The organism is Acidovorax benzenivorans (genome assembly GCF_028680575.1).
In the GTDB taxonomy this organism is placed as follows: Bacteria; Pseudomonadota; Gammaproteobacteria; order Burkholderiales; family Burkholderiaceae_C; genus Acidovorax; species Acidovorax benzenivorans.
Genome location: NZ_JAPCKI010000001.1, coordinates 199,963 through 226,776 on the forward strand (window position 1 = coordinate 199,963; position 26,814 = coordinate 226,776).

22 protein-coding genes are annotated in these 26,814 nt (G+C 66.5%); 11 read left to right on the forward strand and 11 right to left on the reverse strand.

The genetic code is table 11. The annotated features are described in order from the left end of the window. Window positions 1-42: 42 nt before the first annotated feature. The 5 genes from yccS to minC form a co-directional block, all read right to left on the reverse strand. Window positions 43-2,241 (reverse strand): YccS family putative transporter, encoded by a 2,199-nt coding sequence (gene yccS / locus OIN59_RS00940; protein ID WP_274106208.1) that lies wholly within the window; start codon window positions 2,239-2,241, stop codon window positions 43-45. Window positions 2,242-2,323: 82 nt separating this feature from the next. Beyond that, complete coding sequence (locus OIN59_RS00945) at window positions 2,324-2,716, reverse strand: VOC family protein (protein ID WP_274106210.1); 393 nt, start codon at window positions 2,714-2,716, stop codon at window positions 2,324-2,326. Between the two features lie 108 nt (window positions 2,717-2,824). Beyond that, complete coding sequence (minE, locus tag OIN59_RS00950; RefSeq protein ID WP_015011987.1) at window positions 2,825-3,091, reverse strand: cell division topological specificity factor MinE; 267 nt, start codon at window positions 3,089-3,091, stop codon at window positions 2,825-2,827. Between the two features lie 3 nt (window positions 3,092-3,094). After that, complete coding sequence (minD, locus tag OIN59_RS00955) at window positions 3,095-3,910, reverse strand: septum site-determining protein MinD (protein ID WP_274106212.1); 816 nt, start codon at window positions 3,908-3,910, stop codon at window positions 3,095-3,097. Window positions 3,911-3,954: 44 nt separating this feature from the next. Further along, the gene (minC, locus tag OIN59_RS00960) at window positions 3,955-4,722 is read right to left on the reverse strand and encodes a septum site-determining protein MinC (RefSeq protein ID WP_274106214.1); all 768 of its coding nucleotides are present in this window, start codon (window positions 4,720-4,722) and stop codon (window positions 3,955-3,957) included. A gap of 154 nt (window positions 4,723-4,876) precedes the next feature. Here minC and OIN59_RS00965 point away from each other — a divergent pair, with 154 nt between their 5' ends. Together OIN59_RS00965 and OIN59_RS00970 are read left to right on the forward strand one after the other, a co-directional pair. Further along, complete coding sequence (locus tag OIN59_RS00965) at window positions 4,877-5,800, forward strand: DMT family transporter (protein ID WP_274106216.1); 924 nt, start codon at window positions 4,877-4,879, stop codon at window positions 5,798-5,800. 219 nt (window positions 5,801-6,019) lie between these two features. Next, window positions 6,020-7,528: a hypothetical protein gene (locus tag OIN59_RS00970; protein WP_274106218.1), complete on the forward strand. Its 1,509-nt coding sequence runs from the start codon at window positions 6,020-6,022 to the stop codon at window positions 7,526-7,528. Window positions 7,529-7,678: 150 nt separating this feature from the next. Here the strand turns inward: OIN59_RS00970 and pssA are convergent, their stop codons facing one another. Together pssA and OIN59_RS00980 are read right to left on the reverse strand one after the other, a co-directional pair. Next, on the reverse strand, window positions 7,679-8,308 hold the full coding sequence (gene pssA, locus OIN59_RS00975; protein ID WP_274106220.1) for a CDP-diacylglycerol--serine O-phosphatidyltransferase: 630 nt from the start codon (window positions 8,306-8,308) through the stop codon (window positions 7,679-7,681). Further along, the gene (locus OIN59_RS00980; protein WP_274107145.1) at window positions 8,305-9,267 is read right to left on the reverse strand and encodes a LysR family transcriptional regulator; all 963 of its coding nucleotides are present in this window, start codon (window positions 9,265-9,267) and stop codon (window positions 8,305-8,307) included. Before OIN59_RS00980 ends, pssA begins: the two co-directional genes overlap by 4 nt. A gap of 116 nt (window positions 9,268-9,383) precedes the next feature. Here OIN59_RS00980 and OIN59_RS00985 point away from each other — a divergent pair, with 116 nt between their 5' ends. Next, on the forward strand, window positions 9,384-11,348 hold the full coding sequence (locus OIN59_RS00985; RefSeq protein WP_274106222.1) for an acyl-CoA synthetase: 1,965 nt from the start codon (window positions 9,384-9,386) through the stop codon (window positions 11,346-11,348). An 87-nt stretch (window positions 11,349-11,435) separates the two neighbouring features. Continuing rightward, complete coding sequence (locus tag OIN59_RS00990) at window positions 11,436-12,440, forward strand: Bug family tripartite tricarboxylate transporter substrate binding protein (RefSeq protein WP_274106224.1); 1,005 nt, start codon at window positions 11,436-11,438, stop codon at window positions 12,438-12,440. A 148-nt stretch (window positions 12,441-12,588) separates the two neighbouring features. Here the strand turns inward: OIN59_RS00990 and OIN59_RS00995 are convergent, their stop codons facing one another. Then, a complete protein-coding gene (locus tag OIN59_RS00995) occupies window positions 12,589-14,661 on the reverse strand; it encodes an acetoacetate--CoA ligase (RefSeq protein ID WP_274107147.1) in 2,073 nt (690 codons plus the stop codon). 467 nt (window positions 14,662-15,128) lie between these two features. Here OIN59_RS00995 and OIN59_RS01000 point away from each other — a divergent pair, with 467 nt between their 5' ends. The 3 genes from OIN59_RS01000 to ubiM all read left to right on the forward strand — a co-directional run bounded on the left by OIN59_RS01000 (window position 15,129) and on the right by ubiM (window position 18,882). Then, a complete protein-coding gene (locus tag OIN59_RS01000; RefSeq protein ID WP_274106226.1) occupies window positions 15,129-16,709 on the forward strand; it encodes a BCCT family transporter in 1,581 nt (526 codons plus the stop codon). 259 nt (window positions 16,710-16,968) lie between these two features. Beyond that, window positions 16,969-17,400 (forward strand): hypothetical protein, encoded by a 432-nt coding sequence (locus OIN59_RS01005; RefSeq protein ID WP_274106228.1) that lies wholly within the window; start codon window positions 16,969-16,971, stop codon window positions 17,398-17,400. Between the two features lie 186 nt (window positions 17,401-17,586). Beyond that, window positions 17,587-18,882, forward strand: a complete 1,296-nt coding sequence (ubiM, locus tag OIN59_RS01010; RefSeq protein ID WP_274106231.1) for a 5-demethoxyubiquinol-8 5-hydroxylase UbiM — start codon at window positions 17,587-17,589, stop codon at window positions 18,880-18,882. A gap of 100 nt (window positions 18,883-18,982) precedes the next feature. On the opposite strand, the gene OIN59_RS01015 is transcribed toward ubiM, so the two are convergent. Next, the gene (locus tag OIN59_RS01015) at window positions 18,983-19,897 is read right to left on the reverse strand and encodes a class I SAM-dependent methyltransferase (protein WP_274106233.1); all 915 of its coding nucleotides are present in this window, start codon (window positions 19,895-19,897) and stop codon (window positions 18,983-18,985) included. Window positions 19,898-20,072: 175 nt separating this feature from the next. Next, window positions 20,073-20,825 (reverse strand): zf-TFIIB domain-containing protein, encoded by a 753-nt coding sequence (locus OIN59_RS01020; protein WP_274106235.1) that lies wholly within the window; start codon window positions 20,823-20,825, stop codon window positions 20,073-20,075. A 167-nt stretch (window positions 20,826-20,992) separates the two neighbouring features. Between OIN59_RS01020 and OIN59_RS01025 the strand changes: the two genes are divergently transcribed. From OIN59_RS01025 to OIN59_RS01040, 4 genes are all read left to right on the forward strand, one after another. Next, complete coding sequence (locus OIN59_RS01025) at window positions 20,993-22,282, forward strand: solute carrier family 23 protein (RefSeq protein WP_274106237.1); 1,290 nt, start codon at window positions 20,993-20,995, stop codon at window positions 22,280-22,282. A 135-nt stretch (window positions 22,283-22,417) separates the two neighbouring features. Continuing rightward, window positions 22,418-23,959 carry an acetyl-CoA hydrolase/transferase family protein gene (locus OIN59_RS01030; protein WP_274106239.1) on the forward strand — a complete coding sequence of 514 codons (1,542 nt, stop codon included), beginning with the start codon at window positions 22,418-22,420 and terminating at the stop codon, window positions 23,957-23,959. Between the two features lie 189 nt (window positions 23,960-24,148). Then, window positions 24,149-25,300 carry an ABC transporter substrate-binding protein gene (locus tag OIN59_RS01035; RefSeq protein WP_274106241.1) on the forward strand — a complete coding sequence of 384 codons (1,152 nt, stop codon included), beginning with the start codon at window positions 24,149-24,151 and terminating at the stop codon, window positions 25,298-25,300. Window positions 25,301-25,554: 254 nt separating this feature from the next. Continuing rightward, window positions 25,555-25,977 carry a hotdog fold thioesterase gene (locus OIN59_RS01040; RefSeq protein WP_274106243.1) on the forward strand — a complete coding sequence of 141 codons (423 nt, stop codon included), beginning with the start codon at window positions 25,555-25,557 and terminating at the stop codon, window positions 25,975-25,977. A gap of 197 nt (window positions 25,978-26,174) precedes the next feature. Here OIN59_RS01040 and OIN59_RS01045 read toward each other — a convergent pair whose 3' ends face one another. Further along, window positions 26,175-26,744, reverse strand: coding sequence for a cob(I)yrinic acid a,c-diamide adenosyltransferase (locus OIN59_RS01045; protein WP_274106245.1), 570 nt, complete (start codon window positions 26,742-26,744; stop codon window positions 26,175-26,177). Between the last annotated feature and the right edge of the window lie 70 nt (window positions 26,745-26,814).

Consider the following 26,814-nt stretch of genomic DNA (forward strand, 5'->3'; position numbering starts at 1 on the left):
CCCGTTGCGGCCGCCCTTGCACGCCGCAGGCCCTACACACTGCTATTCCGCAGTCACCAACTGGCGCGCCTGCGCTTGCAGCTGCGGAAACACCTTGCCCACCAACTGCAGCTGCGCCGCCATGAGGCTGTGCGCACTGGGCGCTGCGGGCACCGTGCCCCACTCGCGCAGCACTTGGGCCACTGCCGGGGCGCTGTGGGCCTTGCGAACCCGGCCTGACTGCTGCGCGCGCTCCAGCTCCAGCGCCAACTGCTGCAGGGACGCCAGCAGGGTTTGCGCCAGCTCGCGTGTGGTCTCGTCCATGGGCTGGGCCGCCGCGCCACCGCGTTGAGCGCCCAGGGCCGACAGGTAGTTGAGCTGGGTGTGCGACAGGCACAGAAAATGCGCCACCACCTCGGCGTTGCCACGCACATGCAAGGGCTCCTTGAGCATGGCGCTGTACGAGTTGGACAGCGCGGCATCGGCATTGTGCGCATTGCGCCGGGCCAGGCGGTAGGCCAGGTGGTCACACTTGCCGCCCTGGTACTGGGCCAGAATCTCCCGCAGATACAGCGCCTGGGTCTGCAACACCTGGGCGGCCAGCCGGGGCCAGTGGCGCGACTGCCACGACGGCAGCACCAGCCATGAGGCCACGGCGGCGATCACGCAGCCCACCACGGTATCGAGCAGGCGCGCGGAGATCACGCCGCTGGCCGCACCCATCTGGTGAAAGCTGAGCAGCAGCAAGGTGGTGACAGCCGCCGTAGCCAGGGTATAGCGGGTGTGCCGCGCCCCAAAAAACACCGCGCCCCCCAGCACCAGCAAGGCGGCCTGCACCAGCTCGCCCGGAAACAGCTGGATCACCGCCCACCCCAGCGCAAGCCCCATGGCGGTGCCCTTGGCGCGCTCCATCAGCCGCGTCTGCGTGGCCGCGTACTGCGGCTGGCTCACGAACACGATGGTCAGCAAGATCCAGTACCCGTGCGAATCGGCCGTGGCCTGCATGATCGCAAAGCCCACCATGAGGGACAGGCTCAGCCGCAGGCTGTGGCGCAGCCAGGGAGACTGCAGCTGCCAGTGCGATCGCAGGCGTGTCCAGGCATCGCGCAGGCTGCGGGGCTCGCGGTCAAACAGTGCGTGGTCCACCGCCACTTCGGCGTTGCCAGCTGGCAGCGCCAGCGCACCGGCAAACACCCCGGCCAGCGCGGTCAGGTTGTCGGCCAACGCATGCAGTGACCGCAACGCCCGCGACTGGGCGGGAAGGGACGCGGCACCGGCGGACTGCGCCTGGGACGCCAGGTGCGCCACGGCGGCCTGCATGTCCTCGATGGCGCGGGCCGTGACGCCCCAGTGCTGCGGCACTGTCTGCGCCTCGATGGCCCCCGACAGCTTGAGCGCCTGCTCGCCCAGCAGCGTGAGCACGCGCTGGCAGCGGTACAGCACATCGCTGTGAAAAAACGACTGCGCCAACAGGTCGTAGTGCTCGTGCGACGAACTCACGCGCTCGTGCACATCCTGCGCGGCCAGGTACTGGTGCATGGCCGCCTGCAGCCACAGCGGGGGCGTGCCGGGGCCCATGCGGCTGATCAGGCTCTCCTTGGTGGCGTTGAGGGCATCCACCACGCGCCCGTTATGCAGCGCCAGTGCCATGCGGCGGCGCTCCAGGTCCACATCACGCACGGGTTCGAGCAGCAACGCCTTCAGGCGCAGGTATTCGCCCAGCATGGCGTAGAGCTTGGCCAGGCGGTAACGCACCGGCGCACGCGGCAGCACGGCATGCCACAACACCGACACCACCCCATACCAGGCAGCGCCCGCCAGCATGCGGGGGATGGCCTCACCCGCACCAGCGCGACTGCTGTGCGCGGCCAGCCCCGCGTAGATGAACAGGATGAGCGAGCCAAAGGCAATGGCGCGGTAGCGCTCGCTCAGCGCCCCCAGCATGGTGATGCCAAAGGCCAGCACCGCCATCACCCCCATCAACCCCCAGGGCCAGGACACCGCAGCCCAGACCGCACCGGCCATGAGGCCAAAACACGCCAGCGCCAGGCACTGTGCCCGCAGGCGCCCGCGCCAGCTGTCGTCGGTTTCGGTGAGTGCGCTGGCGATCACGCCCAGCAGCACCGGCATCAGCTCGGCCTGCCAGTCCACCCACCATCCGTAGGCGAGCACCACGGCCAGAGCCACAAAGGCCCGGGCACCGCGCGTAACACCCTCATGGTTGCGTGCGCGCTGCCAGCTGAGTTTCCAGGTTGTATCCACCGATAGGCCTCTTAGGGTTAACCCTAAATTTCCAGCAATTATCGGGCCACCGGATGTGGGAAGAGGCAGTGGCCAAGATCATTCAGGCGTCGCCGTGGCAGCAGACGCAGAGCTTGTTGCCCTCGGGGTCGCGGAAATACGCCCCGTAGTAATTTGCGTGGTACTCGGGCCGCAGGCCGGGCGGGCCCTCACAGGTGCCGCCGTGGACCAGGGCCTGCGCGTACACGGCGTCCACCGTGGCGCGGTCGGCGGCCAGCAGCGCGTTCATGGCGCCGTTGCCCGGCGTGGCGGGCTGCCCGTCAAAAGGCCGACCAATGAGGAACAGCGGGCGCGCGACGCCGGGGGTTTGCCACCCGGCCCAGGGGCGCGCGGACTCGGTAAAGCGCAGCACCAAACCCAGACGTTCCAGCACGGGGCTGTAGAACCCCATCGCCCGGTCAAAGTCGTTCACGCCGATGAACACATGGGACAGCATGGCAGGGCCTTTCGCTCGGATCACAACACCAACACATCGGGGCGCCTCAGCGCCCCGATATAACACCCACCGAATCACCCAGCCGCATCACGGCGGGCGCGCGGCGCTTTAACGCACGGTATCGGGCAGCTCGATCTTGACTTCGAGCACCTCCAGGTTGTCCTGGCGCTCCAGGTGCACCTTGAGGTCGTCGGGGTTGATCTTGACGTACTTGGAAATCACGGCCACCAGTTCGCGCTGCAGCGCGGGCAGGTAGTCGGGCTCGGAGGCGTTACGACCATTGCGCTCGTGCGCCAGGATGATCTGCAGGCGCTCTTTGGCCACGCTGGCGGTTTTTTTCTTTTCGCCCAAAAGGAAGGAGAGGAACGAAGCCATGGCTTACTTGCTCCCGAACAGGCGTTTGAAGAAACCGGGCTTTTCCGCATCAATGAAACGCAGCGGCTTGTCCTGCCCCAGGAAGCGGTCGATCACGTCCTTGTACGCCTCGGACACGTCGGTGCCCTGCGCGTGGATGGCGGGCGTGCCCTGGTTGGACGATTGCAGCACCACCTCGGATTCAGGAATCACGCCGATCAGTTTGATGCGCAGGATGTCCTGGATGTCTTCCAGGCTCAGCATCTGGCCGTCCTGCACGCGGCTGGGGTTGTAGCGCGTGATGAGCAGGTGCTCCTTGATAGGCTCGCCACCGTCGATGGCACGCTTGGTCTTGCTGCCCAGCATGCCCAGAATGCGGTCCGAGTCACGCACACTGGAGACTTCGGGGTTGGTCACCAGCAGTGCCTCGTCGGCAAAGTGCATCGCCATCAGGGCGCCACTTTCGATGCCGGCGGGCGAGTCGCAAACGATGTACTCAAAGCCCATCTCGGCCAGGTCCTTGAGCACCTTTTCGACGCCGTCTTGCGTCAATGCATCCTTGTCGCGCGTCTGGCTGGCGGCCAACACGAACAGGTTGTCGCACTGCTTGTCCTTGATGAGGGCCTGGTTCAGGTTGGCCTCGCCATGGATGACGTTGATGAGGTCATACACCACGCGGCGTTCGCAGCCCATGATGAGGTCGAGGTTGCGCAGACCGACGTCAAAGTCGATCACGGCGGTCTTGTGGCCGCGCAGGGCGAGGCCGGTGGCAAAGCTGGCGCTGGTGGTGGTCTTGCCCACGCCACCCTTGCCGGAGGTCACGACGACGATTTTGGCCATGTGTTGCAGATTCTCTGTGGGGTTGATACGAATGAAAGAAGAACTCAGGCCAGCGGCTCGATGATGAGCTTCTCGCCGTCTAGCCGCACCTGGGCCGGCTTGCCACGCACATCGGCGGGCAACTCGGTCTCGGTGGTGCGGTAGATGCCCGCGATAGAGACCAGTTGCGGCTCCAGGCAGGTCGAAAAAATACGCGCTTCGGTGTTGCCACGCGCACCGGCAATCGCGCGGCCGCGCAGCGGGGCATAGACATGGATGTTGCCGTCGGCAATCACCTCGGCGCCAAAGCTGACCACGGCCATCACCACCAGGTCGGCGCCGCGCGCATACACCTGCTGGCCTGAGCGCAGGGGCTTGTCCACCACCACGGTGCCGGGGCCGGGTACGGGCACTTCACGCACCACTTCGACCTCGACCTCGCGGATCACCTCGCGCACGACTTGCTGCATGGGCGCGGCCGGGGCTTCGGCACGAGCAGATGGGGCATCGGGCGCTGCGGTCAGCCCTGCGGCGCGCGCGGCGTCCATCTGGGCGGGGCTACCGCCGCGCACGGCCACGGGCAAGGTGTTGTGCTGGCGCAGCGCGGCTGCGATGGCGGCAAAGTCGATGGGCGCTTCGGCCTCACGCACGGGCGCCAGGTCGATCAGTACGGGGTCGTTGTCAAAAAAGCCCGGGGCGTCGGCCACACGCTCGGCCAGATCGGCTGCGAACTGGGCAGCGTCGGTGGTCTTGAGCAGCACAGCCACCACAGGCAGCGAGGCGCTTTTGAGGTCAAAGCTGGTGCGGGACTGCGCCGCCGTCGTAAGGGCCATGAATGGGGTGTGGAAAGGAGCGCGGAAACCGTTTCAGAAGGCGCAAAGTGTACCGTGGGCCTGTGTAAGCGCCTGTTTAACCTGCTCTGGCAGTGGTCTGGGCGGCGCCGCGCAGGTGACCGCCCGCACGCAGCGCCCCTTTGATAATGCCCAGATGCCCTCCACCCGAAAAACACACATCGACTTCCTCGCCATCTCCGTGCTGCTCGCCTGCTGCATGTTCTGGGGCTTTCAGCAGGTGCTGGTGAAGGCGACGGTGGTCGAAGTGGCGCCCGTGTTCCAGGCGTTTGTGCGTTTCGCACTGGCCACGGTGGCCGTGGCGGCCTGGTGCCTGTGGCGTGGCGTGCGGCTGTCCAGCGCGGGCGAGCCCGCCGGGGCCACGCGCGCCGGGCTGCTGGCCGGGGCGCTGTTTGCGGGCGAGTTTGCATGCATCTACCTGGGCCTGCAGTACACCACCGCATCGCGGCTCACGGTGTTTTTGTATGCGTCGCCCTTCTGGGTGGCCCTGCTGCTGCCGCGTTTCATCCCGGGCGAACGCCTGCAGGGCTGGCAGTGGCTGGGTCTGGCCGCCGCGTTTGTGGGCGTGGGGCTGGCGCTGGGCGACGGGCTGCTGGGCCCCGCCAATGCCGCCCTGCCCCAGGCCTGGCTGGGTGACCTGCTGGGGCTGGCGGCCGGGCTGATGTGGGCGCTGACCACCGTGGTCATCCGGACCACGCCGCTGGCGCGTGTGGCCCCTGCCAAGCAACTTTTCTATCAAGTGGCGGTGAGCACTGCGGTGCTGCCGGTGCTGTCGCTGGGCCTGGGCGAGGCCTGGGTCTGGCAGTTCAGCAGCTTTGCCTGGGGCTCACTGCTGGTGCAGGCGCTGGTGGGTGCGTTTGTGAGCTATCTGGCCTGGATGTGGATGCTGGCGCACTACCCGGCCACCAAGATCTCGGTGTTTGTGTTCCTCACGCCCGTGTTTGCGCTACTGTTTGGCACGCTGTGGCTGGGTGAGCCGGTAACGCCCGGTCTGGTGGTGGCCCTGGTGCTGGCGGCGGCGGGCATTGTGCTGGTCAATCGGCGGGTGGCTGCAACGTAGCGATGCAACCCATGGACCAAGAGGCATGCGAGCGATTGAGCCAGCGCCCGACCAGCAGGTGTCGAAAGGAGCACTTTTGGCAGCCCCTGCGATCCAGCAACGCCAGGGCAGTGCGTAACAAAGCATTTCATGGGTAGCGAGCCCCAACTGTCTCGCTAAAGTACACCGCACGCGGCCGCCAAAACGGCCTTCCTTTGTTGACCCAAAGAAAGAGCATGCATGACTGACAGCGCCTTCTTCCGTCCTTCTCCCGACCGATCACGACACGACCTCCGTCCGACCAAAGCCGCACTAGCTTTGGGGGTTGCCACGCTAATCCTCGCGGGCTGCGGTGGGGGTTCTGACTCTACAGAGACACCGACCACACCAACGCCGACACCCTCCGCGCTCGCAGCGCCCGAGAACTTCACCGTAGGTCAGTCCTTGTCCTTTTCCTGGACCCCCACGGTGGCTGCAACCCGCTATGAACTGTTTGTAGACCCGGACGGCACGGGGCCCCTTCCAGAATCGCAGGTCGAGCCGCAACGGTTTAGCTATTCTGCGGCCCCCAACGGGGGAGCATTCAATGGCTCGCTCGGCACCACCGTCAATGTGGTTGACGTGATCAATGCCAGTTACCGCCTGCGCGCTTGCAACGCCAGCGGATGCGGGGCCTTCACGGACGCCAAGGCATTCGACGTCACCAAAGGCATCAGCTATGAATTTGCGTCGGGGTATGCGCCCCTCGTCAATTACTTTTCCGCTGGCGGTCAACTGCGCACGGGCATGTTGTCCAAGGACGGGCTCACCTTGGCGTTGCGCGGAGTAAGTTATGGCGCCAACACCACGACGCTCGTTTTCGCGCGCAGCAGCAAGAATCAGCCGTGGCAGCAACAAGCCTCGCTGCGCTCCGGTGACTACTACATCGATCAGTCCGTGCTGTCGGCAGACGGGAATACCTTGGCCGTACGGGCCCTGAAGCAAATCAGGACCAGCACGAACTCCCTCGTCGTCACAGACGCGGTGTATGTCTACCAGCGCAGTGGCGGCGCATGGAGCCAGCAAGCCCGCCTGGACAGTACCTCTGCACCATCCGCATGCCCACAGCCCTGCCAGGCCGAAATTGCCGACCACATGGCGCTGTCCGCCGATGGCAACCTGCTGGCTGTCTCTGCGGTGGTTTCCTCCGGCGCCACCTCTTCCAGCGCAGTGTTCACCTACACCCGCACGGGTACTGCCTGGGCCCCCCAGACTTCGTTGAGCGGCGAAGGTACCTTTATCGCGAGCATGGCTCTGTCGGGCGATGGCCGCACGTTGGCGGTGACCGATCGCGATTTACTCAAGACTTCTGCCAACCCCCTGGTCCTTGTGTTCTCACAAGATGGCGCCGGCGCCTGGACACAGCAGGAACGGATTCCAGCTACGTTGTACGCATACTCCCCACCGATCTCAGGAGGGCCTGAGTACGGGGCCATGGTGCTGTCTGGCGACGGCAGCACGCTCGCCGTCAATACCGCCAAGGTATCCGGACAGGTGGCGTGCGGTGCTTCTGCCGCTGACAACGGCGAAACCCAACGCATTGCGCTGTATGCGCGTACCAGTGGTGCATGGAACCTGCAAGGGCAGGCCGTCGTGAGCACAGGCACATCGCGGCCATCGACCCTTTGGGCTCTTGCCAACGATGGCGGTGCGCTGATCTACGGCAGCACACGCTTCACGCGCAGCAGCGGAACCTGGGCTTGCAATTGATCCGCCTGGTAGTTCATCCGTGACAGTGGCTGCGGGCAGTGTGGGAGCCTCACATGCCTGCAGCCACCTACGACATGGATACGGACAATTCGTACACCCGTGTGAATGAAATCAGTGTTTGGTGCTTACTCCGAAAAGCGCTCAGCAGCATCAAAACTTCGGAATCTTGATCCGACTGATCATCAGCGACCCCGACACCGCAAACACCAGCACCAGCGGGTGCAGCGTAAAGCCGCCAATCAGCACCTTGCCAAACCACAGGTGCTCGCGCACCGCGCCCATTGCACCCGCCAGCGCCAGCAGGCCCACCAGCACGATGGAGGTGGGGATGGGTGTGCCCTCAAAGTATTTGACCTTGCCGTCGTCGCCCGACAGGGTTTCGGCCGTGACGTTGTAGCGCGCCAGGCGCGACACGCCGCAGGCCACAAAGTAGGCCAGCACGATGCGGTCGTACAGGCCCTGCATGCCGCAGCCGTAGGCAATGATGGCCGGAGCCACGCCGAAAGAGATCACGTCGGCCAGCGAATCGAGCTCGCGGCCCATGGCCGAGCTTTTCTGGCGCCAGCGGGCGATGCGGCCGTCCAGCACATCAAAGATCAGCGCAGCCAGCACCAGGGCGCAGGCAAAGTACACATGCACCACATTGCTGGTCTCCAGGTACGACATCACCGAGAACAACGCCCCCACGCCGCAGAACGCGTTGCCCAGAGTGAACCAGTCCGCCAGGTGGAACTCACGGATCATCGAAAAACGCTTGGGGGCTACTTGGGGTGTGTTCATGGAAGGGGCGCAATCGCGCGCGCAGTGGAGGTCAACGGCATTATGGGCGCGCCGCCGGGGGGAGCCGCACGGCCTTCGCCCACCTTGGCGAGAATGAAATCGATCAGTGTGCGCACCGAGCTGGTCTGGTAGCGGTTGGGCATGTAGAGCAGAAACATCTGCGTGCCGAACACGCTCAGGCGGTAGTCGTCCAGCGCGGTCACCAGGTGGCCCTGGTCCACCAGGTCCTGCACCACATAGTCGGGCATCAGGCCCACGCCCAGGCCCGCCAGCACTGCGTCGCGCAGAAACAGCATGTTCTCGGACAGCAGCGTGGGCCGGGGCAGCACCTCTTCGCGCTGGCCGTTGCGGTAGGCGGCCACACGCAGTTCGCGGCCGATAAAACCTGCGGAGATGAGGGGCACCGCGCCCAGGTCGCTGAGCTGCCGGGGCAGGCCCTGCACCTGGGCATAACCGCTGGAGGCGCAGACCACATAACGCACGGCCCCCAGCGGGCGGGCCACCAGCGTGGGCGGGGGCTCGGTCATGATGCGGATAGCGATGTCCACGTCCTCGCGCACCAGGTCGCTCACGCGGTTTTCGAACATCACCTCCAGCAGGATGCCGGGGTACAGGCGCTTGAACTCGATCAGCCACCCGGCCATGACCACCTGGCCGTAGCCCACGGGCATGCTCAGCCCCACGCGGCCTTGCAGGCTCTTGCCCAGGGTGGCGATGGTCTCCTGCGCGGCCAGGATCTCGTTGACGATGCTGCGGCCATGTTCGTACAGGCGCAGCCCGACCTCGGTAGGTTCCACGCGCCGCGTGGTGCGGCGCACCAGCTGCACACCCACCGACTTTTCGAGCTGAGCGAGGTGGTAGCTCACGTTGGCACGGCTCATCTTGAGCTTGCGCGCGGCCAGGCTGAGGTTGCCTGCGTCCAGTATCTCCACCAGCAGGGTCAGGGCCGAGAGGTCCAGGCGGTCTGCGGCCGGTGGTTTGTCAAAATTTTTCATACAGAGTGTCAATGCTTCATGGGATTGTCAAGAAATCCTGTCGCCACAACAATGGCTGTCCTGCTCCCCCTGATGCGTCCATGGCCACGACCCCTGCTCTGCAACCGTTCCCCCCTCTCCATTCCCCGTTCACCCGGTCCGCCCCCATCCGCAGCCTGCAGGACGTGCAGCGGCTCGAAGCCCGGCCCCTGGCCGATGCGCAGCCGGTGCAAAGCACCTACGAAATCTTCGTGAACTCGGCGGCGGCGTTTGGCGACAAAACGGCGCTGACCTTTTTACCCACCGCCGATCTGGCGGCCGAGCCCATCTACTGGTCGTACGCCCAGTTGCTCACCGGCATCCACCAGACGGCCAACCTGCTGCACCACCTGGGCGTGGGGCCAGAGGACGCCGTGGCCGTGCTGCTGCCCGGCTGCCTCGAATACCACCTGGCCCTGTGGGGCGGCGAGGCGGCGGGCATCGTGCAGCCGCTCAACCCCATGCTCACCGACGAGAAGATCGCGGCCATGATGACCTTGGCCCGCGCCAAGGTGCTGATTGCCTACGGCGGCGAGGGCGACCTGGGCTACTGGAGCAAGGCGCTGCGCCTCCGCGCCCTGGTGCCCACGCTGACCACGGTGCTGCGCGTGGCGCCGCACGATGAGGCGCCGGGAGCAGCGCCCGCCCTGCCCGCAGGCGTGCTGGACCTGGCCGCGCGCCACCAGCACCCTGGCGACCATCTGGTGAGCGGCCGCCGCATCGCAGCCACGGACATCGCCGCGTACTTCCACACCGGCGGCACCACCGGCGCGCCCAAGCTGGCCCGCCACAGCCACGGTGCGCAGGTGTTCACCGCCTGGGGCAGCGTGCAGATGCAGGGTATACGGCCCGAGGACGTGGGCATCAACGGCTACCCGCTGTTCCATGTGGCGGGCGTGCTGCCGGGCTCGCTGGCGGCGCTGTCTGCGGGGGTGGAAACCATCATCCCCACCACCGGCCTGTTCCGCAACCGCGAGGTGATTGCCAACTACTGGCGCCTGGTGGAGCGCTACCGCTGCACCTATCTCTCGGCCGTGCCTACAGTGCTGGCGGCGCTGGCCAATGTGCCGCTGAATGGGGCCGACATTTCCACACTGCGCTACTGCCGCACAGGCGCGGCCATCCTGGCGCCCGAGCTGGCGGCGCGGTTTGAGCGCCTGTTTGGCCTGCACATCCACGAAAGCCTGGGCATGACGGAGATGGCGGGCATCTCCACCATCACGCCCCCCGGCGTGAACGCGCCCGCAGGCTGCGTGGGCTGGCGGCTGCCGTACACACAGCTGCGCGTGGTGGCGCTCGATGCACAGGGCAATGCGTCCAACCAGGACCTGCCGCAAGGCCAGCCGGGCATGGTGCTGTTCCAGTCGCCCAACCTGTTCTCCGGCTTTCTGGACGCAGCCGACACGGCCAAGGCCTTCACGCCCGATGGCTGGCTGGCCACGGGCGACCTGGGCTTTGTGGACGAGCAAGGCCGCCTGCACCTGAGCGGCCGCTCCAAGGACCTCATCATCCGCAGCGGCCACAACATCGACCCCAAGGTGATCGAAGACGCCCTGGGCGCCCACCCTGCCGTGCAGCTGTGCGCCGCCGTGGGCGCGCCGGATGCCTATGCGGGCGAGCTGCCCGTGGTCTACGCCACCCTGCGGCCCGGCGCCCAGGTGACAGAAGCCAAGCTGATGGCCTTCACCGCCGAACGCGTGGACGAGGCCGTGGCCCGCCCGCGCTGGGTGCAGGTAATCGAGACCATGCCGGTGACCAATGTGGGCAAGATCTACAAGCCCGAGCTGCGCCAGCGCGCAGCGTGCCACACGGTGCAGGCGTTGGTCGATGGTGTGTGCGCCACCGAAGCCCCCGGCCTGCCCCACCCCCAGGTGCAGCCCGACGGCGACAACACGGTGCGCGTGACCGTGGCCCCAGGCCCTGACGCAGACACGCTGCAGTCCCGCCTGCGCGAAGTGCTCGCGCCCCTGCCCCTCACCATCCGCGTCACTACTACCCCCGCCACAGGGAGCCCCCCAACCGCATAAGCCCATGGCGTGACAGCCAGCCCCCGGCCCGCCACCATGCAAGGCGGAGCCCGTTCGATTTCTAACAACCAAAACCGGAGACAACGCATGCCCTACCCATCCCCCTGGACCCGCCGCACCTGGCTCAGCGCTGCCGCGCTGGCCGCCGCCACCGCCTGCACCGGCACCGCCGCCTGGGCGCAGGCCGCATACCCCAACAAGCCCATCAAGGTGGTGGTGCCCTTTGCCCCCGGCGGCGCCACCGATGTGCTGGCGCGTGTGCTGGCCGAGAAGATGGCCGTGGGCCTCGGCCAGCCGCTGGTCATCGACAACAAGCCCGGCGCCGCCGGCATCATCGGCACCGACGCCGTGGCCAAGGCCGCGCCCGATGGCTACACCCTGCTGCTGGGCCTGAGCAACTCCATGCTCACCAACCAGTTCCTGTACACCAAGCTGCCCTACAGCCCCGAGAAGGACATCGCGCCCATCTACCAGATCGCCATCGCGCCCCTGGTGCTGGTGGCCCACCCCAGCGTGCCGGTGGCCACCGGCCCCGAACTGCTGAAGTACATCGCCGCCAACAAAGGCAAGGTGGCCTACGGCTCGTACGGCACGGGCGCCTACCCGCACCTGGCCGGCGCGTACATGAGCCAGTCGCAGAACGCCGACATGAGCCACGTGGCCTACCGGGGCGAGGCGCCCATGGTGCAGGACCTGCTGGGCGGGCAAATCCAGATAGCTTTTGCCAGCGCACTGCAGGTCAAGGCGCACATCGACGCCGGCAAGCTCAAGGCCATTGGCGTAAGCGGCGAGCGCCGCATGGGCACGCTGCCCAACGTGCCCACGCTGGGCGAACAGGGCCTGAACGACGAGGCCTACCGCGTGGCGGGCTGGCTGGCGTTTGGAGCCCCCGCAGGCACACCGCCCGCCATCCTGGAGCGCGTTGCGGCCGAGGTGCGCAAAGCCACCGAGCATCCCGATGTGGCCCAGCGCATCACGGCCATGGGCTTTGACGTGCAAAAGAGCTCACCGGCTTTGTTCACCGCGGCCATGAACAAGGAGCGCCCGGTGTGGGAGCGGCTGATCAAGGCATCTGGCGCAAGACTTGACTGACCCCCTGAGGCGCTGCGCGCCTTCCCCCTGAAGGGGGACGCCGCCAGCGCGGCAGGGCGGCCCTTGCGCGGCGGCACTGGCATGGCGCCGTGCCAACCCTTGCACAAAAAACAGGCTATAGCGCTTGTTTAACAAGCACCAATAGCTGTCATTTTTGCAGCATGCTCACGCGCTGCGCCGCAAACGCCACATACCAGTCCAGGCACCCCGGGTTGGCCATCGCGTCCTTGTTCACCACCTTCTCGATGGGTTGGCCCAGCAGCAGCTTTTTGATGGGCAGCTCCTGCTTTTTGCCGCTCAAGGTGCGCGGCACCTCGGCCACCACAAAGATGTCGTCGGGCACAAAACGTGGGCTCAGCGCTGTGCGAATGGCTGCGTTGATGCGCGCGCGCAGGGCCTCATCCAGCGCGTAGCCAGGGCGCAGCACCACAAACAGCGGCATGTAGCTCTCGCGGCCCAGGTATTCCAGGTCCACCACCAGGCTGTCGAGCACCTCGGGCAGCGACTCGACCGCGCTGTAGATCTCGCTCGTGCCCATGCGCAGGCCGTGGCGGTTGATGGTGGCGTCGCTGCGGCCATAGATCACGCAGCCGCCGTTGGCACCGATCTTGAGCCAGTCGCCATGTCTCCACACCGCACCCATGCTCGCGGGGCCGTCGCCACCGCCCGGCTGGCGGCCATGGCCTGCGGGGTACATGTCGAAATAGCTCGACAGGTAGCGCGAGCCATCCTTGTCGCCCCACAGGTACAAAGGCATCGACGGAATCGGCTGTGCGCACACCAGCTCGCCCACCGCATCCTGCACGGGGCGGCCCTCGGCGTCCCACGACTCCACGGCCGCGCCCAGCATGCGGCATTGCATCTCGCCGGGCACCTGGGGCATCTCGCGGTTGCCGCCGATGAAGGCGCCGCAAAAGTCGGTGCCGCCCGAGATGTTGTTCCACCAGATATCCGGGGTTCCGATGGCCTCGAACTGCGCCGTGCCCCACTCCTGCACCTCGGGCGACAGCGGCGATCCGGTGGTGCCCAGCGCGCGGATGCGGCTCAGGTCGCCATAGTCCTTGAGCGTGATGCCCGCCTTCATGCAGTTGGCAAAAAACGCCGCGCCCGCACCGAAGAAGGTCACGCCCGTCTCGGCCGCAAAGCGCCACAGCACGCCCCAGTCGGGGTGGTCCTTGCTGCCGCCGGGGTTGCCGTCGTAGATCACGCAGGTGGTGCCCGACAGCAGGCCGCTGAGCTGCGCGTTCCACATCACCCAGCCGGTGGAGCTGTACCAGTGGTAGCGCTCGCCAAAGCTGTTGGGCTCGTAGCTGCAGCCGATATCGTTGTGCAGCACCTTGAGCTGCAGCGCCACCAGCACCGTGCCGCCATGGCCGTGCACGATGGGCTTGGGCAAGCCGGTGGTGCCGCTGGAGTAGACGATCCACAGGGGGTGGTCAAACGGCAGCCACATCGGTTCAAACGCTGCAGTTTCCGCATCATTTTGTGCTGTAGCGCTTGTCCAGCTTGCCCAACCAGCTATCGAAACAGAAGCGTCCAGATTACCCAGCAGCACCGCGTGCTGCACGCTGGGCAGGGCCTCGCGCAGCTCGGCCAGCACGGGGCGGCGGTCGTGGTCGCGGCCACCGTAGCTCACGCCGTCCACGCCGATCAGCACCTTGGGCTCGATCTGGCGGAAGCGATCAAGCACCGCATGGGTGCCCATGTCGGGCGCGCAGATGCTCCACACGCCGCCAATGCTCACCGTGGCCAGGAAGGCGATCATGGCCTCGGGCACGTTGGGCAGGTAGGCGGCCACGCGGTCGCCGGGCTGGATGCCCTGGGCCTTGAGGTGCAGCGCCAGCGACGCGACCTGGCGGCGCAGCTCGGGCCAGCTCAGCTCGCGGTGCTGTCCTTTTTCGTTGCGGCTGATGATGGCGGGCAGGCCAGCGGCGTGTGCGGCATCCACATGCCGCAGCGCCTGGCGCGCGTAATTGACCTGGGCGCCGGGGAACCACAACGCGCCGGGCATGGTGTTTTTGGCCAGCACGGCGGAATGGGGGGTGGGCGACTCCAGCTTGAAGTAGTCCCAAACGCTTTGCCAGAAGGCATCGAGCTCGGTGGTGGACCAGCGCCACAGTGCGTCGTAGCTGTCGAACTGCAGTCCGCGGGTGTCGCGCAGCCAGTTCTGGTACAGACGGATCTGGGGAATGAACGGTGGGGGTTTTTGTGTTGTCTCCATGGCGACGCAGCGTACCAGCGTGCCCGCAGACTGACCATGCCGGGCCGTCCCCGAATTGACAGCATGCATAGCATCCCTGTGCTTGACTGCGGTATTTCCATCGGTCGCCAACGCCGGTTGCCTACACTTGCGGGCTTCTCCTGTCTGCGCACAGCCCCTTGGCTGCCGGTTTTTTTGTTGAATCGGCACGGTGCAGATGTCTTGCCTTGCCGCGCCGCCGTGCGCGCATCGGCTTTGGGCCCACCTTCCCGCCCCAGCGCGCGACGTGTGGCCCACCCTTCGTGATGTGCAACAGCACGCAACCCGTGCTGTCTTTTTAAGCCCCGCGTTCAACGCCAGCGCCATGAGCGCCATCAACATGCGCGCGGCGGCTTGTGTTCTTTCGCCTTTTGGCGCTTCATGGCGGCCACGGGCGCGGTAGACACGGTGTGCGCATCCCTTTTTTGATCTTCCAGAAAGGTGATCCCATGGAACTTCTGATCTCGGCGGGCCTGATCCTCGTCATCGTGCTGTGGGGCGTAATGGCCCCCAGCACTCTGGGCGCCGTGTTCGACACGGCGCTGGCCTCCATCACTCGCAACTTTGGCTGGTTCTACCTGTGGGTGGTGTTGGGGCTGGTGGTCATGGCGCTCATCCTGGCGTTCAGCCGCTACGGCGACCTGAAGCTGGGCCAGGAGGACGATGAGCCCGAATTCTCCATCGCTGCCTGGTTTGCCATGCTGTTTGCCGCAGGCATGGGCATTGGGCTGGTGTTCTGGGGCGTGGCAGAGCCCATCTCGCACTACGGCACGCCGCCCCCCGGCATCTTGCCCAACACGCCGGAGGCCGCCAACGCCGCCATGCGCTACAGCTTCTTTCACTGGGGGCTGCACCCCTGGGCGGTGTACAGCATCGTGGCGCTGGCGATCGCATTTTTTCAGTTCCGCAAAGGCTGCTCGGCGCTTGTCAGTACCGCGGTGATGGCCCTGCCCTGGGCACCGCTGCGGCGCATTGGCCCACTGGTGAACATCCTGGCCGTGATCGCCACCGCTTTTGGCGTGGCTGCCTCCCTGGGCATGGGCGCGCTGCAGATCAACAGTGGGCTGCACGTGGCCTTCGGGCTGCCGGTGGGGGCGGCCTCGCAGGTGGGCATCATTGTGGTGACCACGATGCTGTTTCTGGCGTCGGCGGTGACGGGCGTGTCCCGAGGCATCAAATGGCTGTCCAGCATCAATCTCGTGATGGCAGCCGGGCTGGCGCTGGCGGTGTTTGTGCTGGGCCCCACCGTGGCCATCATCGACACCTTCACCAACACGCTGGGCAGCTACCTCACCGAGTTTGTGCGCATGAGCCTGCGCATGACCCCTTTCCGCGAAAGCAGCTGGGTGGGCGGGTGGACCGTGTTTTACTGGGCGTGGTGGGTGAGCTGGTCGCCGTTTGTGGGCCTGTTCATCGCACGTGTTTCGCGCGGGCGCACGATTCGCGAGTTCATTCTGGGCACCGTGCTGGCACCCACGCTGGCAGCGTTTGTATGGTTTTCGGTATTTGGCGGCACGGCGCTGCACATGGAGATCATGCAGGGCATCCCACTGGCCGAGGCCGTCAAGGCCGATGTCTCCACAGCTCTGTTCGCCATGTTCCACGCGCTGCCCTGGGGCGCTGTCATGTCGTTCGTGGCCACGGTGCTGGTACTGGTGTTCTTCGTCACCTCGGGCGACTCGGCCACGCTGGTGCTGGGCATGATGAGCACGGGCGGGCAGGAGAACCCGTCCGCGCGCGTCAAGATCACCTGGGGCGTGCTGGTGTCGGGCATCGCCATCAGCCTGCTGCTGGCCGGCGGCGTGAAGGCGGTGCAGACCGCCACCATCGTGTTTGCCCTGCCGTTCACGGGCGTCATCTTGCTGATGGCACTGGCGCTGTGGCGTGGCGTGAAGGCCGACTGGGAAGACGATGAGCGCCGCGACCGCGCCCTGCGCAGGCGCATGCGCGAAATGGTGGACCCATCGCCTGCCTCGGCACAACCACCCGGCACGGACACCCTCACGACCAAGCGATCAGCCCCACGGTAGCGGGCGCAGCCCCGCACGGGGACTGCGGGGCTGGCGAACAACGGGGCACCCCGGCGTTTCGCATGTTTTGTGCCGCCAGCGCTCGCCTGCTTTGTGTGGGTAGCTATAAAAAACAGAGTGACACAAAAGACGCAGCCAGGGCGCGTGGGGGTGCGTCTATCATCCGCACCCACACCTGTGTCGCTGCGGCTGTACGGGCATGTTCAGCACCGCCCGTCCTGCAGCAACCGACCGCCCCCACCCCACGACGCCTCCTTCCATGCAAATGCTCCTGTCCGCCTGGCCCGCCCTGGTCCTGTTATTGCCCGTGCTGTGGCTGGTGTCGGCCATCGTGTTCCTGGCCAAAGGCAACCGGCGGGCGTTTGCGCAGCTGCTGGCCTTGCTGGCCTGCTTTCTGATTGGCGCGCTGCTGATGGAGTTCTTCACCTTCATGGGCGCCCTCATGGCCCGCTCGGGCAGCCAGCACGCTACGCCCGCGCTGGGCACCGGCACGCGCCAGTTGCTGGAGACCATTGCCAACCCGCGCTCCATCACCGCGCCACCGCTGTCGCTGGCGGCTTTTGCGGCGTACAGCATCCCGGCGGGCTACCTGTGGCTGCTGGTCACCTGGGTGTTGCACCTGCGCGGCAAGAAGTCAGGCCCGGCCAAGAAGAAGTCCACCAAAACCCCGCGCAAGGCGGCCAAGGACTAATATGCAGGCATACAAGCGTTTTGGCCATCAAGCGCTAGAACCATATGCCCGAGAAGCTATCAAATAGATAGCACAAAACGCCACGGCTTGATGCAGGGCAAACCCTGCCAGCACCCGCCCGCCCACAATGGCGCGCGGCCTCCCCGCCCCGGGGCAGGCGCTTTGTCACCCCGCATCCATCCAGCCATGACCACACACCACAGCGACGTGCTCATCGTCGGCGCAGGCCCGGCGGGCCTGTCGCTGGCCATCTCCCTGGCGCAGGCCGGGTTCACCGCCACCGTGGTGGAGCAGCAGAGCGACAGCGCGCTGGCCGCGCCTGCGCCTGATGGCCGCGAGATCGCCCTCACCCACCCCAGCCGCGACACTTTGCAACGCCTGGGCACCTGGGCATTGCTGGCCGACCATGAGGTGGGCGCCATCAGCGAAGCGCAGGTGCACGACGGCCCGCTGGGGCAGCACAGTGCGCTGCAGCTGAACGCGGCCAGCGGCACCCACGGCGACGTTTCAGCCCCCGGCGCCTTGGGCTTTATCGTGCCCAACCACGCGCTGCGCCGCACGGCCTACGCCGAGGCGGCGCGCACGCCTGGGGTCCACCTCGTCACCAGCGCCCAGGTCACGCGCGTGGCCGCGCTGGCCGGGCATGCGGAGCTGGACTATGTCCCCACCAGTCCTGCAGGCGCGCCACCGGCTGTCAGCGCCCCGCCCCAGCGGCTGACCGCCCCGCTGCTGGTGGCCGCCGACAGCCGCTTTTCGGCCACGCGCCGCCAGCTGGGCCTGGGCGCGCAGATGACCGACTTTGGCCGCACCGTCATCGTCTGCCGCATGCGCCACGCACTGCCCCACGGCGGTGTGGCACACGAGTGTTTTGGTTACGACCGCACGCTGGCCGTGCTGCCCCTGCCCAATGACCCCCAAGACGGGCACCCCTTGTGCTCGGTGGTGGTCACGGCGGGCGCGGCCGATGCGGCCGCGCTGATGGCAAAAAACCCCGAGGCCTTTGCCGCCCAGGTGCAGGCCCAGTTCAACGACCGGCTGGGCCCCATGGCGCTGGTGGGCGAACGCCACGCCTACCCGCTGGTGGCCGTGTATGCGCAGCGTTTTGCAGGCCACCGCTGCGCGCTGCTGGGCGACGCCGCCGTGGGCATGCACCCGGTCACGGCGCATGGCTACAACCTGGGGCTGGCGGGGGTGGAGCGGCTCACGGCCGCGCTGGTCAGCGCGCGCCAGCGGGGGCAGGACATTGGCAGCGCCGACGCGCTGGCCCCCTATGCCCAAGGCCACCACCGCCACGCCTGGCCCATCTACCAGGGCACCAACGCCATCGTGCGGCTGTACACCGACGCCCGCCCAGTGCCGCGCCTGCTCAGGCAACTGGTGCTGCAGGGCGCGCGCCGCCTGCCGCCGCTGCAGGCGGCCATCGTGGGCCAGCTTACGGGCAAGGCACCCCAATGGATGCGCGCACTGGCGCTCAGGCCGTAGCCAACCTCTGCAACGGGCGCGCCCCACGCCCGCGCCACCGTGGAACTGGCTTTGTCAGGCCACGGGTGACGGCCCCCTCAGGGGGACGACGCGATGCGGCTCAGGGGGAGCCGTCCCTTACCCCCAGCGTGGCCAGGCCATACAGCGGCGCACCGAGCCAGGGGCGCCACAACATGTCCATGGCAATACCCGCCCAGCCATAGCCCTCCGCAACACTTTGCTCGCGCAGCAGCCGCAGGCGCGGGTGCACGGCCGCCAGCTCTGCCATGCGGCCCACGCCCCACCGAAACTCTGCACCCGTAGGCCCCACGCTGGCGTGGCGGGCCGCGCAACCCACGGCCTGGCGCGTCATCACGTCCAGCACCATGCGCGAGCCCGGCGGCGCGTGCTGCGCAAACTCGGCCAGCACGGCGTGCACTTGGGTGGGCTGCAGGTACATCAGCACGCCTTCGCACACCAGCAGCACCGGCAATGCATTGCGCTGCACAGGCAGGCCCAGCCGCTGCCACCAGCCGGGTTGCGACAGGTCCAGATCGGCATGGCGCACGCGCGGGCATGGCAGGGGTAACAGCGGCTTGCGCAGCGCCATCACTGCGGGCAGGTCCGCATCGAGCCACTGGTTGGCCCCCGTGTCCAGCCACTGAAAGTGGTGCGTGAGCCCACACCCCAGATTGACGCCCAGGGCCTGCGGATGCTCGGCAAAAAAGGCGCGCCCCGCCTCCTTGATGGCCCGGGTGCGCCACAGCACATGCAGCACCGTGGGCAGGTCGTCCAGGGTGCTGTTCACATCGGCGCCCAGTTGGGTCAGCAACGCCTGGGCCACGGCGTCGTGGCAGTCGAGCCAGGGGAAATAGCGGCCCCCATGGGCACGCGCGGCCAACGGGATGAGCAAGGTGCTGGGCACGGGGGGCAGTTGTGCGCGCTGCAGCAGGCTGCCAGTGCGGCGGGGCGCACGCGCCGGTGGCGCAGGGCTGCGCGGCGATCGGGCTGTGCGTCGGGTGGGGGACTGCGGCACGGAGCGCTCCTCCAGTGGCAGCGGGCGCCACGGTTGCGTGGAATGCGGTGTGGCCCAGGGCGCAGGCCTCGCCCATTCTGAACGGTTTGCCCCAGTCTGTCGCGAATGGCCGCAGCGCATGCTGCGGTATGTCAATGCGCTGGCGGGGCTTGCCGCCCGCGAGGCGCTGAATTCTCTAGTCCTTCACCAGTGCCCACACCAGCGCCACCCCTGCCGCCAGCAAGTCCCCGGTGAACGAGTTGTCATCCGCATCGCTGCTGCTGGTGAACGCGCGCTTTTGGCGCTCCCGTTCGGCGCGGGTGCGGTCTCGCTCCAGGGCCACCAGGGCATCGCCGATGTCCACGGGCGATGCAGGCGTTGCTGCAGAGGCCTTGGCGCGGGCGCCCGCCTGGGCGTAGCCCTCCATGGCGCGCACCACGGCCTGGGGGTCGATGAGGGAGAACGCCGCGCGGCAATAGGGGCAGGCGTGGTCCTTGCGGATGTCCACAGGGGCGCCGCAGCTGGTGCAGTAGATGGCGCCCACACGTTGGGCCAGGTCGTCGATCTCGGGGCGCGTCATGTGGCGCACAAAGCCCTTTTCGACCATGAAGGACGAGAAGGTGCTGAACCGCCCATGCTGGCGCCCACAGCGGTACACCATGTAGCGGCCGCTGCGCACCACGTCAAAACCCTTGGCCAGGCTGGTGTTGCAGCGCGGGCAGGCCATGCTGTCGGCCAGAGGCTGGTGCTGGTCCACGCGGTGCTCGTGCAGCAGACGAAACAGCTCGACCACCGAATGGGGTGTGAGCTTGAGGTTCTCGTGCCGGTCAAACCACAGGCCCTGGCAGGCAAAGCAGATGTCCAGCTCCAGCGAGTCGCCCAGGTTGCTGGCAAAACGGTGGGCCTGCATGGGTTGGCGGCAGGAGGGGCAGGACGGCAGGTGGTGCATGGCGGCGGTGCCCTCGGGGGGCAGAGCGGGTGGTGGCCCAAATGCTAACCCGGCCTCCGGCCGATGCCGCCCATGCGCAGGGAGCCTGTTGACGATCAGGCCCTGAGTCGCCGACCGTCATCACGCATCCACTAGCATCCACGCCTCAATAACAAGGAACCGACAACATGGGATTCATGAACTGGCGCGTGAAAAGCGCTGAGGTGTTGCAACAAGGCGGCGTGATCGCGCCGGACGAGCGGCTGCCCTGGCCGCAGACGGCGGTGATGGGGGTGCAGCACGTGATTGCGATGTTTGGCGCCACGGTGCTGGCGCCAATCCTGATGGGCTTTGACCCGAACGTGGCCATCCTGATGAGCGGCATCGGCACGCTGATCTTCTTCCTCGTCACCGGCGGCAAGGTGCCCAGCTACCTGGGGTCGAGCTTTGCGTTCATCGGCGTGGTGATTGCGGCCACGGGCTATGCGGGCCAAGGGCCCAACGCCAACATTGGCGTGGCACTGGGCGGCATCATTGCGTGTGGCCTGGTCTACACGCTCATCGGCGCGCTGGTGCAGGCCATTGGCACGGGCTGGATCGAGCGCTTCATGCCGCCCGTGGTCACGGGCTCGGTGGTGGCGGTGATTGGCCTGAACCTGGCGGGCATCCCCATCAAGAACATGGCCGCCAGCAACTTTGACAGCTGGATGCAGGTGGTGACCTTTGTGAGCGTGGGCCTGGTGGCCGTGCTCACGCGCGGCATGGTGCAGCGCCTCTTGATCCTGGTGGGGCTGATCGTGGCCAGCATCATCTATGCGGTGCTGACCAACGGCCTGGGCCTGGGCAAGCCGATGGACCTGACCGCGCTGGCCAACGCCGCGTGGTTTGGTTTGCCGAACTTTGCGGCCCCGCAGTTCAGCGGCAACGCCATGCTGCTGATTGCGCCCGTGGCCATCATCCTGGTGGCTGAGAACCTGGGCCACGTGAAGGCCGTGACGGCCATGACCGGCCAGAACCTGGACCGCTACATGGGCCGCGCGTTCATCGGTGACGGCATTGCCACCATGGTGAGCGGCAGCGCGGGCGGCACGGGCGTGACCACCTATGCCGAGAACATCGGCGTGATGGCAGCGACCAAGATCTATTCCACCGCCGTGTTTTTGCTGGCGGGTGTGTTTGCGCTGGTGCTGGGCTTTTCGCCCAAGTTCGGCGCGCTGATCCAGACCATTCCGCTGCCGGTGATGGGCGGCGTGTCCATCGTGGTGTTTGGCCTGATCGCGGTGGCGGGCGCCAAGATCTGGGTGGACAACAAGGTGGACTTTTCGCAGAACAAGAACCTCATCGTGGCGGCCATCACGCTGATCCTGGGCACGGGCGACTTCACGCTCAAGTTCGGCCAGTTCGCGCTGGGCGGCATCGGCACCGCCACGTTTGGAGCGATCCTGCTGTACGCGCTGCTCAACCGCAAAACGGCGTAACTTCGTAGACCGGAATGCATACGTAAGGGTTAACCCTTAATTTGTAAGGAACGAAGGCTAGCATCCTGGGTTTTGTCCACGGGGCCATCCGCTCACCGGGCGGGTGGCCTCTTTTCTTTTTTGCGGAGTTTGTTCATGTCCCTGGCCGATCGGGTGCTGTACCCCGACTTTCTCTCCCGCACCATGTCCGCCGATGAAGCGGCCGCCCTGATCCCCGCTGGTGCCCATGTGGGCATGAGCGGATTCACCGGCGCGGGCTACCCCAAGGCCGTGCCCGGCGCGCTGGCGCGCCGCATCGAAAGCCTGAACGCGCAAGGCCATGGTTTCAAGATCGGGCTGTGGACGGGGGCCAGCACCGCGCCTGAGCTGGACGGCGCGCTGGCCCAGGTGGACGGCATCGAGATGCGCCTGCCCTACCAGTCCGACCCCACGGTGCGCCGCCAGATCAATGCGGGGCAGATGCAGTATGTGGACATCCACCTGTCGCACGTGGCGCAGTTCGTGTGGTTTGGCTTTCTGGGCAAGCTCGACGTGGCCGTGGTCGAGGTGGCGGGCGTGTTGCCCGACGGGCGGCTGATCCCGTCGTCGTCGGTGGGCAACAACAAGACCTGGCTGGACCAGGCCGACAAGGTCATCCTGGAAGTGAATGCCTGGCACAACCCGCAGCTGGAGGGCATGCACGACATCTACTACGGCACCGACCGGCCGCCGCACCGCAAGCCGATCCCCATGACACGGCCTGATGAGCGCATTGGCGAGCCCTACCTGCGCTGCGACCCGAGCAAGGTGATTGCCGTGGTGATGACCAACCAGCCCGACCGCAACAGCGTGTACGCCGCGCCCGACGACACCTCCAACCGCATCGCGGGCCACATCATCGAGTTTTTGCAGCACGAGGTGAAGAAGGGCCGCCTGCCCAAAGACCTGCTGCCGCTGCAGTCGGGCGTGGGCAACATTGCCAACGCGGTGCTGGCGGGGCTGAACAATGGCCCGTTCGAGAACCTCACGGCCTACACCGAGGTGCTGCAGGACGGCATGCTGGACATGCTGCGCTCGGGCAAGCTGGCCAGCGCCTCGGCCACGGCGCTGTCGCTGAGCCCTGCGGCCATGCAGGACTTCAACGACCGCATCGACTACTACAAGCAGCGCATCGTGCTGCGCCCGCAGGAGATCAGCAACCACCCCGAGCTGATCCGCCGCATGGGCCTGATCGCGATGAACGGCATGATCGAGGCCGACATCTACGGCAACGTGAACTCCACGCATGTAATGGGCTCGGCCATCATGAACGGCATTGGCGGCTCGGGCGACTTTGCACGCAACGCCTACCTGTCGATCTTCATGACGCCGTCGCTGGCCAAGAACGGAAGCATCTCCTGCATCGTGCCCATGGCCTCGCATGTGGACCACACCGAGCACGATGTGCAGATCCTCGTCACGGAGCAAGGGCTGGCCGACCTGCGCGGCCACTCGCCCACGCAGCGGGCCGAAATCATCATCGACCGTTGCGCACACCCGGACTTCCGCCCTGCCCTGCACGACTACGTGGCCCGCGCCAAACGCGGCGCCGTGGGCCAGCACACGCCGCACCTGCTGGGCGAGGCGTTGTCGTGGCACCAGCGGTATGTGGAGACGGGCAGCATGCGCAAGCCCGCAGACCCGGCCAGCGCAGCGTAAGAGCGCGCGCCCGCGTCGCGACATGGTCCGTGGGGCGATGGGGGTAATGAGGGTCATAGGCCTTCGACAGCCCATTGCCAGCATGGCCCGATAAAATCAGGGTTAACCCTAGGTCTATCGACCTCCCTACCCACCTCCACCAGCCCCTGTCCGGGGCTGGTGTCCTTTTGTCTGCGAGATTTTTTCACCATGCAACGCCGTCAGTTCACCCAATCCCTTGTGGCCGCCAGCACCGGCCTGCTGCTTGCCACCCCGTCGCGCGCCGTGGGCGTGCAAGACCCGATGGACGCCAAGAGCGTGACCATTGGCTGCTCGCTGGGCACCAGCGGCGCGCTGGCCAGCCTGGGCAAGGAACTGAAACAAGGACTGGATGCCGGGTTTGCCCAGGCCAATGCCAAAGGCATCCACGGCCGCGAGATCAAGCTGCTAGCCATGGACGACGGCTACGACGCTGCGCGCTCCGAGGAGAATGTTCGCAAGCTGATTGCCGATGCCAACGTGGTGTCGCTGATCTCGTGCATGGGCACGGCTAACAACCAGCGCATCCTGCCGCTGGTGGACGAGGCGCAGATCCCTTACGTGGCCCCGCAAAGCGGCGCCACATCGCTGCGCAAGGCCGAGTACCGCTCGGTGTTCCACGTGCGCGCCAGCTACACCGACGAGGCCCAGCGCCTGGCCCAAAAGCTGGTGTCCATGGGCATCACCGACCTGGCCATCGTGTACCAGGACACCGCCTTTGGCCGCGAGTTTCTGGCCGACGTGACCAAGGCCATGGTCGCCGCCAAGCAGCCCGCGCCCAAGGCCTTCAAGCTCGACCCCCAAGGCGCCCAGGTGGCCGACGTGGTGGGCAAGGCCGTGGCCGCCAAGCCCAACGCAGTGCTGCTGGGCACGGCGGGCGACATCACCGCCACGCTGGTCAACGAGTTCAAGAAAGTCTCGCCCAGCACGCCGCTGGCCGCCACCAGCGTGGCGCTGTCGGGCGACAACCTGCGCCAGCTGGGCGGCAAGGCATCGGGCATTGCGCTGTCGATGGTGCTGCCCGACGCGGCCCGCACCAGCGTGGCCGTGGTGCGTGACTACCAGAAGGCCATGCGCGCGCTGGGCTACCAGGAGTTTTCAGCCCGCAGCTTTGAAGGCTATGTGAACGCGCGTGTGCTGACCGAAGGCCTGGAGCGCGCGGGCCGCGACCTGACCCGTGCCAAGCTGCGCAACGCGCTCGCCAGCATCCGCAGCAGCGACCTGGGTGGCCTGTCCATCGACTACGCCAGCGGTGCACCCTATGTGGGCTCGCGCTTTCTGGACCTGGGGGTGATGGGCGCCAACGGGAAATTTGTGGGCTGAGGCTAGGAGCCTGTCGGACTTGGAGCGTCGATAGCGAGAATCGGCCCCAGCGAGGACAGTTTTTGCCGGATTTGCAGACCCATAGCCCGGCTATGGGGCAAAAAGACGGTAAAAAATGGACCGCTGCGGCCGATTTGCAGCCGACGACTTCCAAGTCCGACAGGCTCCTAGGCACCTGCGGCACAGGGCGGGGCCACGGGCATTGGCACAATCAGCGGCTTGCACTGACTTGGCCCAGCCGCCCCTTGAACACCATGCCCATCTGGAAAAAACCCATCGACCTGGCCCTGCTGAAGGCCGCCAACCGCAACACCGCCGTAGAGCACCTGGGCATTGAGTTTGTCGAGGTGGGTGACGATTTTCTGCGCGCCCGGGTGCCGGTAGACCATCGCACCACCCAGCCTTTCGGACTGCTGCACGGCGGGGTCAGCGTGGTGTTGGCCGAGTCGCTGGGCTCCACCGGCGCCTACTACACCCTGCCCGAGGGCTACCGCGCCGTGGGCCTGGACATCAACGCCAACCACCTGCGCTCTGCGACCAGCGGCTGGGTGACCGGGACCGCAAAGCCCGTGCACATTGGCCGCACCACGCATGTGTGGCACATCGATTTGCACAACGAAGCGGGTGAGCTGACCTGTGTGTCGCGGCTGACGATGGCGATCCTCGCACCCCGGTAGAGGACTTCCCCCTGAGGCACTTCGTGCCTTCCCCCTTCTCTCGAATCGCTGGCGCGATTCGGGAAGGGGGACGATGCCCTCGCTGCGGGGCGGCCCTTGCTCGGCATCCCTGGCCTGGGGCGCGCCGGTTTCAAAGGCGGTTGGAAATTCAAGGCAAATAGGCCGTTACCGCGCGACCATCATGCCTTGATAGCTATCTATTCAGTAGCATTCTGCTGCGCCAGTCGCTCGCTTTTCCAGTACACGTCATCCCCGCCATCCATGCGGTTTAGCACACGGGCCAGCACGAACATCAGGTCGGAGAGGCGGTTGAGGTACTGGCGCGGCGCGTCGTTCAAGGCCTCTTCGGTGCCCAGCGCCACCACGGCGCGTTCGGCACGGCGGGCCACGGTGCGGCACACGTGGGCCTGTGACGCGGCGCGCGTTCCTGCGGGCAGGATGAATTCCTGCAGGCGCGGCAGCGCGGCGTTGTGGTGGGCCAGGGCTTCGTCCAGTGCCAGCACGGCTTCGGCCTTGAGCAGCTCAAAACCCGGGATCGACAACTCGCCACCCAGGTTGAACAACTGATGCTGCACCTCGACCAGCAGGGTGCGCACTTCGGCGGGCAGCGGCTCGCACAGCAGCAGGCCGATGTGGGAGTTGAGTTCATCCACATCACCCATGGCGTGGATGCGCAGGCTGTTCTTGGAGACGCGCTGGTTGTTGCCCAGGCCGGTGGTGCCCGCGTCGCCGGTGCGCGTGGCGATTTCTGTGAGTCGGTTGCCCATGGTGCTGCCTTGTGGTGGGTGGGTCAGAGGAGAGTCGATGGCACATCGATCCATCGCGCAAGGCCAATGG